Source organism: Marinifaba aquimaris (genome assembly GCF_013328345.1).
GTDB classification, from domain to species: Bacteria; Pseudomonadota; Gammaproteobacteria; order Enterobacterales; family Alteromonadaceae; genus Marinifaba; species Marinifaba aquimaris.
This window is the reverse complement of sequence record NZ_JABULX010000022.1, coordinates 1-12,246: the sequence shown is the minus strand read 5'-3', so window position 1 is coordinate 12,246 and position 12,246 is coordinate 1. Positions and strand designations below refer to the sequence as shown.

The 12,246-nt window shown below is 38.8% G+C and carries 13 protein-coding genes and 1 pseudogene; 6 read left to right on the top strand and 8 right to left on the bottom strand.

The annotated features are described in order from the left end of the window. The first annotated feature begins 44 nt into the window (after positions 1-44). Entirely contained in the window at positions 45-971 is a 927-nt protein-coding gene (locus tag HR060_RS13480; RefSeq protein ID WP_174200820.1) for a gluconeogenesis factor YvcK family protein, read from the top strand. A gap of 5 nt (positions 972-976) precedes the next feature. Here the strand turns inward: HR060_RS13480 and HR060_RS13475 are convergent, their stop codons facing one another. Next, complete coding sequence (locus HR060_RS13475) at positions 977-1,867, bottom strand: flagellar protein MotY (RefSeq protein ID WP_174200819.1); 891 nt, start codon at positions 1,865-1,867, stop codon at positions 977-979. Between the two features lie 155 nt (positions 1,868-2,022). On the opposite strand from HR060_RS13475, the gene rnt reads away from it, so the two are divergent. Further along, the gene (gene rnt, locus HR060_RS13470) at positions 2,023-2,652 is read left to right on the top strand and encodes a ribonuclease T (RefSeq protein ID WP_174200818.1); all 630 of its coding nucleotides are present in this window, start codon (positions 2,023-2,025) and stop codon (positions 2,650-2,652) included. A 63-nt stretch (positions 2,653-2,715) separates the two neighbouring features. Here rnt and HR060_RS13465 read toward each other — a convergent pair whose 3' ends face one another. Further along, on the bottom strand, positions 2,716-3,321 hold the full coding sequence (locus HR060_RS13465; RefSeq protein ID WP_174200817.1) for a peroxiredoxin: 606 nt from the start codon (positions 3,319-3,321) through the stop codon (positions 2,716-2,718). Between the two features lie 285 nt (positions 3,322-3,606). On the opposite strand from HR060_RS13465, the gene HR060_RS13460 reads away from it, so the two are divergent. Continuing rightward, a complete protein-coding gene (locus tag HR060_RS13460; RefSeq protein WP_174200816.1) occupies positions 3,607-3,801 on the top strand; it encodes a bacterioferritin-associated ferredoxin in 195 nt (64 codons plus the stop codon). A 4-nt stretch (positions 3,802-3,805) separates the two neighbouring features. Here HR060_RS13460 and HR060_RS13455 read toward each other — a convergent pair whose 3' ends face one another. The 6 genes from HR060_RS13455 to HR060_RS13430 all read right to left on the bottom strand — a co-directional run bounded on the left by HR060_RS13455 (position 3,806) and on the right by HR060_RS13430 (position 9,166). After that, positions 3,806-4,435, bottom strand: coding sequence for a hypothetical protein (locus tag HR060_RS13455; protein WP_174200815.1), 630 nt, complete (start codon positions 4,433-4,435; stop codon positions 3,806-3,808). A 67-nt stretch (positions 4,436-4,502) separates the two neighbouring features. Next, positions 4,503-5,765, bottom strand: a complete 1,263-nt coding sequence (locus HR060_RS13450; RefSeq protein ID WP_174200814.1) for a methyltransferase — start codon at positions 5,763-5,765, stop codon at positions 4,503-4,505. Then, a complete protein-coding gene (locus HR060_RS13445; protein ID WP_174200813.1) occupies positions 5,766-6,569 on the bottom strand; it encodes a DUF3025 domain-containing protein in 804 nt (267 codons plus the stop codon). A 14-nt stretch (positions 6,570-6,583) separates the two neighbouring features. Beyond that, the gene (locus HR060_RS13440; RefSeq protein ID WP_246283172.1) at positions 6,584-7,693 is read right to left on the bottom strand and encodes a DNA recombination protein RmuC; all 1,110 of its coding nucleotides are present in this window, start codon (positions 7,691-7,693) and stop codon (positions 6,584-6,586) included. 174 nt (positions 7,694-7,867) lie between these two features. Continuing rightward, the gene (locus HR060_RS13435) at positions 7,868-8,302 is read right to left on the bottom strand and encodes a hypothetical protein (protein WP_174200811.1); all 435 of its coding nucleotides are present in this window, start codon (positions 8,300-8,302) and stop codon (positions 7,868-7,870) included. A gap of 108 nt (positions 8,303-8,410) precedes the next feature. Continuing rightward, entirely contained in the window at positions 8,411-9,166 is a 756-nt protein-coding gene (locus tag HR060_RS13430) for a class I SAM-dependent methyltransferase (protein WP_174200810.1), read from the bottom strand. Between the two features lie 67 nt (positions 9,167-9,233). Between HR060_RS13430 and gloB the strand changes: the two genes are divergently transcribed. The 3 genes and pseudogenes from gloB to HR060_RS13415 all read left to right on the top strand — a co-directional run. Then, positions 9,234-10,019: a hydroxyacylglutathione hydrolase gene (gene gloB, locus HR060_RS13425; RefSeq protein WP_217434931.1), complete on the top strand. Its 786-nt coding sequence runs from the start codon at positions 9,234-9,236 to the stop codon at positions 10,017-10,019. 75 nt (positions 10,020-10,094) lie between these two features. Next, entirely contained in the window at positions 10,095-11,726 is a 1,632-nt protein-coding gene (locus HR060_RS13420) for a LysM peptidoglycan-binding domain-containing protein (RefSeq protein WP_246283171.1), read from the top strand. A 95-nt stretch (positions 11,727-11,821) separates the two neighbouring features. Next, positions 11,822-12,246, top strand: a pseudogene (locus tag HR060_RS13415) (IS3 family transposase); the annotation flags it as partial.

Genomic DNA, 12,246 nt, shown 5'->3' with positions numbered 1-12,246 from the left:
AAAAGTTTCTTTAAAAGTTTACGGTTCTCATACTTTGGCTTATCTTGAATGCATTAAAGGAATGGCAGATCAATATGGTATTTCATAAAGAAATCAACTTAGTGGCATTAGGTGGCGGTCACGGGCTAGGTAAAGTACTCAATACATTTGCCGATTTTGGCCCAAAACTCACAGGCATAGTTGCAACAACTGACAATGGTGGCTCTACAGGTAAATTACGCGATGCTTTTGATTGTATCGCTTGGGGTGATTTAAGAAACTGCCTGACCCATTTAGCAGGAAAAGACAGCTTAGGCGCTAAATTACTTGAGTATCGTTTTGGTGATGCAGAGCTAAAAGGTCACAGTATCGGTAACTTAGTATTTTATGCACTAGAGCAATTGGACTTTTCACCAGTTGAAGTGATTGAGCTGACTCGACGCATGCTGAAAGTTGAAAGCCGACTTTATCCGATGAGTGAACAACCTACACACCTGCGTTCTATCTACCCTGATGGTAATATCATACTCGGAGAGACAAATGTTGATGCCAGTCACCTGCCCGTGCCTGAAAGTATTGAATTAACCGATCCAGTCACAGCGCCAACGCGGGTGCTTAGAGCCATCCAACAAGCCGATTTTATTATTTTAAGCCCTGGCAGTTTTTTTACTAGCTTACTCCCGGCTTTATTAATGACAGATATCACTCAAGCTTTAATACAATCTCAAGCAAAGGTGATATTAATTGACAATCTAGTTGCTGAGATAGGCCCTGCAAGCCAGCTAAATCTGAACGACAAGATAAACTGGCTAAAAAAACACCACCCTCAAATGAAGGTCGATGCCGTATTGACTCAACACAGTGAAAAATTAGAAGATCATTCTATCTATCAACTTGTAACAGAGTTATCAGAGCCTGAGCCAAAACATTATCATCACAATGAACAAAAACTCCGTTTAGCAATGGAAGAAGTGTTTACTCACCTAGTTTAAACGCTTTAATCGTTGCCCAATTGAATAACGACTCGACGGTTCTTCGCCCGGCTGAGTACATCTTTGTTTGAGGCAATATGGCGTTTTTCACCTAAGCCAGTAGATTCAATCTTTCCAGCTTCGACGCCTTGCTCGACTAAAAAGTTTTTAACCGAGTCAGCCCTTTTTTGTGAAAGCACTTGGTTGTGCCATCGCCCACCATGGCTATCGGTATAAGCAGACACAAGAGCGAATTCTAAAGTAGGGTCAGCATTTAAATAGTCACCTATCATGGCTAAACGCTTAGCAGATGTTTTGGTTAATTGGTCAGAATTCAATTTATAGTGAAGTACTGTATAGCGAATATCTTCAAGATTGAAAGGCAAAAGCTGGTCACGGCAATGTAAAAACGCCTCATATGCTCGATGAAAATTAATGGTGTTCAAGCTTACTGCCACTTTGTCATAGGGATTATGCCAATCTGCATAATAAATAGTGGGTAACATACCTTTTTCTAATTCAGTTAGCATAGTCCAGGCCGCTTTATAGGGTACTTCACCATCAAATTGCTTTAATAACTTCATGTCAGCGATGTATTTAACTTGGGAACCAGGCCGCCATTGAGGTGGTACAGACTCTACAGATGCAACATCGTAATTAGCAGGCATTTTTAACATATCTAAACCGAACTCTAAGCTATCTTCTTTGCTGGCATGGCTAGAGAATACTGCATCCCCAAAGCGCGGTATTGAATGACTTAAACTACAGGTTAATTTTGAGCTGGCTGATAGCTGCCAATCTGAGTTTTCAAGTTTTGCTTGGTAGTGCCTTACACTCGCTTGCCCCTGCATACTTGAAAATAACAGTACACTAACTAGGCTAGATTGAACAAAAGATAGCTTTAATTTACAAAACATAGACGTAAAACTCTTAGACTTGTCAAAAACTTGACTTAATTGATAGTTAATTGCTTTATAATGCAAAGAAACTATCGAAATATTATAACTAGTATAGATTAAGCAAAAATCAGACCCAGTTTGATTGCTAACACAATCTATTAATGAAAAATTCAATGACTGAGAATTTACTAAAAAATCGTTTTAGAGGTTACTACCCTGTTGTTATCGACGTCGAAACAGCAGGCTTTAATGCAAAAACCGACGCATTACTTGAAATAGCAGCGACATTACTTGAGATGGATGAAGACGGTTATTTTTATTGCGGAGAAACACTTCACTTCCATGTGGAGCCTTTCGAAGGAGCCAATCTGGAACAATCTGCTTTGGAGTTCAATGGGATCGACCCATTTAACCCACTTAGAGAAGCGACAGATGAGAAAACAGCGCTCACAGAAATCTTTAAAGCAGTGAGAAAAAAGCAAAAACATTACGAATGTCAGCGTTCAGTAATGGTTGCCCACAATTCAGCATTTGATATGTCTTTTTTCAATGCTGCGATTGAAAGAACTAAAATCAAACGTACGCCGTTCCATCCTTTTGTCTCATTCGATACAACCAGTTTAGCGGGCTTAAGTTTAGGGCAAACGGTATTAGTTAAAGCCTGTCAGGCTGCGGGTATCAGCTTTGATAATAGCCAAGCGCATTCAGCTTTGTACGATACACAAAAAACAGCAGAGTTATTCTGTTATATGGTCAACCAATGGAAAACCTTAGGTGGCTGGCCTCTCAATGGTGAAAGCTAAATCAAATCGTTAAAACAAAAAACGCCACATAAAGTGGCGTTTTTCTTAATCACAACTTAAAGATTATAAGTTGTCAGCATTTTCAGCTAAGTATGAAGCAACGCCATCAGCGTTTGGAGTCATACCTTTGTCGCCGTCTTTCCAACCAGCTGGGCAAACTTCACCGTGTTCTTGAGTGAATGCTAATGCATCAACCATACGTAACATTTCGTCTACGTTACGACCTAATGGTAAGTCATTAACCACTTGGTGACGTACTAAACCGTCTTCGTCGATTAAGAAAGAACCACGGAAAGCAACACCTGCTTCTGGGTGCTCAACGTCGTATGCTTGACAAATTTCGTGTTTGACGTCTGCAACTAAAGTGTACTGAACCGGGCCAATACCACCTTGGTTTACAGGAGTGTTACGCCATGCAGCGTGAGTGAATTGAGAATCGATAGAAACACCGATTACTTCAACACCACGTTTTTGGAATTCTTCAAAACGCTTATCAAAAGCGATTAACTCTGAAGGACATACGAAAGTGAAATCTAATGGGTAAAAGAAGATAACTGCTTTTTTACCTTTGATTACTTCACTTAAAGTGTAGCTATCTACGATTTCACCACTACCTAAAACAGCAGCAGCTGAAAAGTCTGGTGCTTGACGACCAACTAATACAGACATGGCTTTCTCCATTTATAATGAGTTAATTAAGAAAAGATTTTTATTATTAGTTTGTAAAAATCCCTGCTGCCAAGAATTATATAGGCGGCTTATGAAAAACCAAGTGCAACACTCAACTATTTTTAAAACATTCATTTAACTGGGTAAGAAACATTCAACCAGAAACAATTTATCTGAAATTAAACTTGCTAATACGAATATTTCTCATTTATAATAAACCCATATTAAGAATCATTACTATTTACCTTTATGATTCTACAACGTTTTTTCTCAAGGTGAGTTCACATGTACATTTGTTTATGCAACGGCGTAACAGATAAACAAATTAAAGAAGCAGTTCAAAGTGGTTGTACTGACCTATCTTCTATCAAAGATAAGATGGCGGTTGGTAACCAATGTGGCAAGTGTACGAAAAATGCACGCAAAGTGATTCGCCAAGAAATCGAACAAGATGCTAACTTAATAGCCAAATTTAGCTAGCCTTTTAATCCTCCTTACTTTCCTCATTATTCATTTGTTCAAACCTATTTGTCTTCTTAATAATTAACAGTTCCTTTTCAGAATCAGTATCCCCTTTTACATCGCCTATTATTTCTTGCGTTTCCGACTGCTCAGCCTCTACAACGGTGTCAACACTTTCTGAAGAAAGTTCAGATAGATTTTGTTTACTATAAGTGTCATCAGTTGTTGGTATTGCTTTATCAGAATCTAAACGATTCAGCTCAGCAAACATTTCAGGCAGCCTTTTTAAGTAAAACTCTTTACTTAACTTACCAGGGATGGCCTTGGAAAAGACGTTAAAACGCTGGTTTATATCTTCAAGTGGACTTTCAAATGCCGTTGCAAAAATTTGACCATAGAGCTCTAATCGAATGACATTTTCTTCATCGATTGAATGAAAAATAAAAAAATTAGTGATGATAGATTGGACTTTATTTTTATCATAGCTGTTGACGTTTTGCGTCAATAGCAGCTGATGATTAAACGCTTCACCTAATTTGTCTATCCGAGCTTTGAGATCTTTTTGAAATGCTAACTCTTTTTGGTTTTTCAGGTACTGAATACTAAGAAAAGCACCTAATGCCAGTAATAATATAATAAAGAAGATTGTCATTAATCACCCAAACCTATAACCAGAAGCTTTTATCTAGCTTAGTAAAAAATGATTAATATTCAATACCTTATTTGTTATTTAGCTTATGCGCCAAAATCAGTGTATTTCGGGGTGACACATCCCAATCACAAAACTTTGGCAGCTTGACTTGATAATCCTGTTCAATCAGAAAACAAGCTCTATCGAGTATCAACCAAGCTTCGAGTAACGGTCTAAATCCTAGCCTGACTTTTTCTAGTCGAATAACCTGCTGGTGTTTAAGTTGCGCTTGATTTTGCAAATCAGTAAAGTCAATCGTTTGCCAATCAATAGCTGCTGTTTGATTTGTTTGTTGCCACATAAACTGGCAGAAATCTAAAAAAGAGCCTGCAAGCTGCTTTTTGGCAAATGACGCTTGATGCTGGTAAGTATTGGCCCCAGTTTGCTGTCTAAGCAGTAAATCAAAACCTATGCGCCAAGTCGTCTCTTTTAACCTCAAATCCTTGACGCGTTGCCCTGCGGTAGCACTTTGAAGTACGGCTAAACGCAAATCTGATTTACTTAAGTGCAAACGAGAGTCCTTGCCAAGTAGAGAAAGCGCTTGATAGTGCTGATCTCGAATAAGGTGATAACAGCAAGGTGCGATAGCCATATCAGCTCCCAGTTGGCTGGCCTGCTTGATGGCTTCTATATGTAAATCACCACAGGCATGCAGTGCACTATGTAAGTCAGCTCCTTGAGTGGCTAATTTGATAGCTTCAGGAAGTGGTTGAAAAACATCGTGGTGATGGAAACAGACTTTTGACGCTTGTTTTTTTTGTTGCTCTTGTCCTTTATCACAAAGCGATTTGTCATATTCCAAACAATGCACTTGTGCGTCTAATGCATAGCTTAAATGAGAAGCTAAATACCCTTTGCCAGAGCACCAATCTACAACTTTACCTATCTTACCATCAACGATTGAATCAGCTTGAAGCTGATGGATAAACCCCAGGACTTGCTGCTTTTTCCTACCTGGTAAACCAACATCAGTAAACTTGGCCATTTGATAACTTGGCCCTGCTGTTTTGCCACCCTTTTTGTCATGCAACGCATCTATATCTGTAGCTATTTCCGCTAATCCATCTATAAAATCGGCTAACCATTTAATCAGTAGTATTTCTGCATTTGCAGTATCATCTTGCTCAAACAAAGATAATGAATGCTCATCCAGCGCTAAAATGGCTTGATAAAGCTCTGCATGCTGACTCGGCCAGGTTAGTTCGCCATAAAACGGAACTTGCTGCCACAACATACGGTGTCGATGCAAAAAGCCGTCGAGCCTGAGAAACATCTCTTGGTATTTTTGCATTTACGATGCCTTTGCTGATTGGCGTTTGGGACGAAAATAATCTTGATTGTGATAGAAACTTTCGTTGTCAGCTTCAGGGTACCAAGTAGGTATGCCTAAAAATGGTATCGGCGATAAAAAGAAATTATCTTTTAGTGTCGAATATTGACCAATTTGTAATGTTAACTCTTGGTCGATAAATGCATATTGTTCAGCTTTAGAAAGTAGATTAAAACTCTTCCCTACTTTTACAAAATAAGCTTTACCGGTTAGGCCAATATAAGGCTTGAGTGCCATTTCATAATTGGCATGACCGAACATGATGGGGATGATAGTTTGATGCCAAGCTTCGCGATTAGACCAAAAGCATTGGTGCCAGAGGTGCGACCTTAGACCAATTTTATCTTCTTCATTTTGATAACAAAGAATGACACCGCACTCATCAAAAAGCGTGATCGCATCGCGTTGCTTAGTGCGCTTTTTAAGGCCGTACTGCGTTATATCGGCTAAATGCAGCTGACTGAGCAAATGCTTAGTTTGAGGAAATAATAACCAAATGCACGCATTAAAAAAATCATGCCAACTATCAAGTCGAGTAGGTATTAGCTTTCTTTGTGCAATGACTTGTTCATAATATTGATCTTGCCAATCAAAAACTTCGTCCTGTGCAACAAATTGATATCCTAACTTTTTAAATTCAGCTGAATGCTCTGCCAGTTGATTCAACATTTCAACACTAGGAATATCTTCAAGTGTCTCTATTGATAACAAACTGTATAGATCATTAAAAATGGTCGTTGGATAATTTAAAAGCGGTTTAATCATGGAGATAACAAATACTACTGGCTTACTTCTTGTTCAGACTCCAATTGTAAACTTTCAATCGACTTAAAACGACCAGTAATTTTATTAGCTGAAGTATGAATTTGTTTCACATCGTTTGCAGCTTGATCAATATGCTTAGCTAATTGATCGAATCGGTGACCAAAGCGATCAAAGTCTTCACTTAATTTAATTAAATGTGTTTGGATAATATTGACTTGAGCACGTGTTGCTTCATCTTTTAATACCGCCTTAGCTGTCGTTAATATTGCCATTAACGTGGTAGGAGACGTTAACCAAATTTTTTGATTCCAAGCCAATTCAACTAAATCGCTGTGATGGGCATGTATTTCTGCAAAGATAGCTTCGGCCGGTAAAAACATAATAGCGCTGTCAGCTGTCTCCCCTGCTATGATGTATTTTTGAGCAATATCTTTAATGTGCTTTTTAACATCTTGTTTGAATTGTCGCTCCGCTGCTTTTCTTTCTACATCACTATTATCAAAATCTGTCATCCGTTGAAATGATTCGAGTGGGAATTTAGAGTCAATCGCAATTTGTCCCGTCGGCTCAGGTAATTTCAAAAGACAATCAACAATCTTGCCATTAGACAGGCCTGCTTGATGTTGGTACTGGCTGGGAGAGAGAATATTCTCTATCAAGCTGTAAAGTTGAACTTCGCCAAACGCCCCACGTGAGCGTTTATCGGCTAGTACCGACTGTAAACTCACCACATTTGATGATAATTCCGCAATTTTTTGTTGGGCTTGGTCTATCAGCGCAAGGCGTTTAACTACATCGTTAAAGGCTTCAATACTTTTAGCAAAGCCCTGATTAAGACTGTCGTTCACTTTTTGATTAATTTGGTTAAGTCGGTTTTCCGTATTTTTATTCAGTAAATTAATTTGTTCCGCTACTTTTTCTGTGTGAGATGCCAATGCCTGAGTCACATCACTTCTCGCTTGTGCTTGTTGGTTAGCAAGCAGGCTATTTACTTCTCTGAAGCCCTGATGAAGCGCATTCTGTTGCTCTTGATAAAGTTGCTTAAACCTTTGTTCAAGCAATAAGTTTTGTTGTCCAATATCCTGCTGCAGACTGTGTTGCATAGCCTGCATAGATAGCATCATTTCGCTCTTGCGGTGGCGAGGTCTAAAAAATACGATTAATAAAAGGATCACCAAACATAAAAAAAGAATGGTTCCATACAACCCATAAAGCAGATTTTGATCAATTGACATGTATTAACTCCAGCGAACATACACTGTATAAAATAACAGATATTTTGCGATGGAGTTAATTATTTAATTGTAATGCTCTATAAACAGGCAAGATTGCCCAGAAGATAGCTGAGCTGGTGTGAAAATACGTCGGATGTAACGCACCTGAGATTCACTTAAATCTTCGAGTAAATATACAGTCGATAAACGGCTATCATGCCGCTCAATAATGATTTTGTACTCATCTAAATGAACAGCGTAAATATCGTCAAGCATGATTTTATGCGTTCTCAGTAGCATATCAGTGACAATAATTTGATTGTGGTCACGCTTCAAAGCAGCTGATAGCAATCTTCTACCGTAGTAGTATGGGCTTTGGTAGAAAACCAATATAGGCATAACAAAGCAGATGATGATCCAATTTAAGATAGGCATCTGTCCTTGCATAGAAAATTTAATGGAAACAACACTTAGCGCCAGCCAAATGAACAACCAAAAGTGGAATAAGTGTTTAGACATAACAACCTCTTATATGCCTACTGCATGACAACTTAACTAAATCTGAAATTGAATCATATCACAGATGACACAATTGTAAACATATTGTTAACTTTTTGTGTTTAATTATTACAAGTGTGTTCTTGCCGTACCCACTACACCTTGGCGGATTTTAGTGTTTACTTTCCATTTTTGTTTTATCGGCGTCAACGGTAACTCTCTTTTCCTAGCGACCAACATGTAAACGCATCCTATCGGAGATAAATATTGATGGGACATTTTAGCAAGCCAGCGATTTTTGATGAGCATTTTCTGGCTAAAGCCAGAGGGTTTAACCATCAGTGAGCGATAGACAAAGCGCTCTTGATCTATAACTTCACACCCAAGTACGGATAACCAATCAGTTACCCGGTTTGGAGAAAAAAAACGACCTGACCAAGGAAGCTTATTACGCATTTGTGGTAAAAATCGTGCTAAGCCGCACAAGCTGTATGGATTAAACCCAGTGATAATAAGGTAACCGTCTGGCATTAAAACTCGGTGTGCTTCCCTCAAAATCTGATGCGGGTCATGTGTATGATCAAGTGTATGGGCTAAAAGTACAGCATCAACAGAATGCTCAGAAAAAGGTAGAAAGTGGCTATCAGCCACCACACCAGAAAAAGGTGATTTTTCTTCAGTTACGTTAACTTGGTGTTTAATGGGGCATAAAGAGGTGTTAATTTCAGCACTGAGATGACCCAATTTAAGTAAATGGTAACCAAACACCCTTGGCCACCATTTATTCAGCTGGCGTTCAACTTGTTTATTTAACCACTTACCCTGTGGAAAGGTTTCCCAAGACGTGGGTACGGCTAACCTGTCATCTCTAAAAGCTTGTTTCATTGAATGTATTTTTCTTATCCTGAAGGTAAAATAACATCATGTATTACCAAGTTATAGTAGCATAGCAATGATTCAAATCACGCCAATAAAAGCCTTTAGCGATAATTATATTTGGCAACTATGCCAACCCGGGCACACTCACTGTGTCGTCATTGACCCTGGGCAAAGTGAACCAGTGTTGTCTTCGTTGTTACCTGGCCAAGTCATTTCTGAGATATTAATCACTCACCACCATTATGATCACACTGATGGGGTAAAAGCGATTTTAGAAAAATTTCCATCATGTAAGGTTTATGGCCCCAAAATGGACAAAGGCTTTAGCATAGACGTGATACTTAAAGACGGTGAGCAGGTTTTTATAGACTCACTTAATTTATCATTTCAAATAAAGGCTATACCTGGCCATACTCTCGATCACATTAGTTATTATGCAATCAATGCGAATCAACCCGTATTATTTTGTGGTGACACACTATTTTCCGCCGGTTGTGGTCGAATGTTCGAGGGGACAGAGGCTCTTTTTTGGTCTTCTTTAAAAATGCTCAAACAATATCCTGAAAATACTCAAGTTTATTGCACGCACGAATATACACAGGCTAATTTAAAATTTGCTAACTTCATTGAGCCTAATAATGTAGCAATAGCTGAGCACATCAAGGCCGTTGATGTACTACGAAAGTCAGACACTCCTAGCCTGCCGTCTAACCTAAAAACAGAATTAGCAATCAACCCTTTTCTCAAATCCGACCTAGCTAGTATGAAAAAAAGAATCGCTGAAATAGTCAATACCGAATCAGACATAACAGATAGCCAGTGCTTTGGTTTTCTTAGAAAACTTAAAGACAATTTTTAAAATTGGTATCTTGCTAGTGCAAAGGTTAAAATAAACAGAAAAATGGCTATTAAAAATAACCACAGAGGTCTGATTTTGCAGTTATCCCGATCATATTTCCCTGCCTTTTTGGCATTTTTCAGCTTAGTCTTATCTGGCTGTAAAAGCTTCGAGCCACTTGGCGAAACAGCAGAAAAAAAGACAAATAAAGCCCCAGTTAAAGCCAATGCCTTTATCGCGGCTGAATACGAGGTGGGTGACTATGCCCATTTAGATGTTGCACTTGGCCAAAAAAGTGAAAACGCAGATGAAAGTGAGATCGTCTTTGGCAATATATGGCGTCGAATACAGTCACAGCTCACTTTTGATATCCCAGAAAACCGTCGTTTAGCTATTCAAAGAAGTTGGTATGCCAGACACCCAGACTATTTAAACCGAGTCTCTAAGCGTGCAGAGCCCTTTATGTACCTCATTGTTGAAGAGATTGAAAAACGCGATTTACCTATGGAATTGGCGATTTTACCAATCGTTGAAAGCGCGTTTGATCCTTTTGCATATTCGCATGGTCGAGCTTCAGGTCTTTGGCAATTTGTACCAGAGACAGGTGAGCGTTTTGGTCTAAAACAAAATTGGTGGTACGACGGTCGTCGTGATGTATTAGCGGCAACAAATGCAGCCCTAGATTATTTAGAGTTTTTAAATAAAAAATTTGATGGTGATTGGTTACACGCTCTCGCTGCATACAATTCAGGAGAAGGACGCGTTCAACGAGCAATTAGGAAAAATTTTAAAGCCGGTGAAAATACTGATTTTTGGTCTTTAGACTTACCTAAAGAAACCGATGCCTATGTTCCTAAGCTACTAGCGTTAGCTGATCTCATTAAACGCCCTGAGCATTACAATATTAGTATTCGCCCTATTGCGAATATTGCCGTATTAGAGTCTGTCAGCGCTCCTTCGCAAATTGATTTGGCGTTGGCAGCCAAGCTCGCGGATATGAATGTTAACGAACTACATGCCCTTAATCCTGCTTATAATCGTTGGGCGACCTCGCCTAAAGGTCCTCATAACTTTTTATTACCGATTGACAAAGCGGAGCTATTTAATAAAAACATCACTGATGTTAAAACCAATGACCTCGTCAGTTGGAAACGCTATAAAATTAAACGCGGTGATTCACTGGGTAAAATAGCGAATAAACATAAAATCACGGTTGATGCTATCCAAACAGCAAATAAGATCAAAGGTAATAATATCAGAGCAGGTCAATATTTATTGATTCCAACAGCTTCTGCATCACTTGATGAATATAAACTATCAGCTAATCAACGTTTAACCAGTAAACAGCAAAAAATCGCCAAACAAAAGCAAAAAGCAGTACATACTGTAAAATCTGGCGATACCTTCTGGGATATTAGCCGACAGTATAAAGTCAATGTAAGAGAGCTTGCTAAGTGGAATGGAATGGCGCCAGGCGACCCTATCTTCCCAGGTCAAAAATTAACGGTATACAAAAAAGTCTCTAAAGCAGAAATGCCTAAATCGACGCCGACGACACGAAAGGTCAACTACAAAGTCAGAAGTGGTGACTCGTTGGCTCGTATAGCGAATCGTTTCAACGTCTCAATTAAAGAAATTGAAAGCTGGAACAAGCTCAATAGGAATAAATATTTACAGCCTGGGCAAATGCTCAAGCTCTATGTCGATGTAACCAATATAAAAGGTTAATAACCAATAAAAAACCGCCTGTAGGCGGTTTTTTTGTCGATGTGACCCGTCCTGAATAAGGTTGACACTTTTCCAACTTCAATTTGGAGAAGATAATGAAACCAATAACTAAGCGTACACAAAAAGATTATTCACTTGCCTTTAAATTATCCGTCGTTGATAAAGTAGAAAAAGGCGAATGTACTTACAAACAAGCGCAAGACCACTACGGTATTCAAGGTGCTTCAACCGTTTTAACTTGGCTTCGCCGGTATGGTCAACTAGATTGGAGTAAAGGTACACCCAATCATATAAATGAGCTTCCCCTTATGTCTAAACCCAATGACTTAACACCTGAGCAAAAAATCAAAGCCCTCGAAAAAGAGCTAGAAGATACCAAGATAAAAGCACAATTCTTTGAAACGATAGTCGATGTACTTGATAAAGATTTCGGAGTACGTATCACAAAAAAGCAACGCAACGCGTTATTGAAGAAAAAAACATAACCAAGCTATCTGTCAGTCGAGCTTGTCGTTATCTC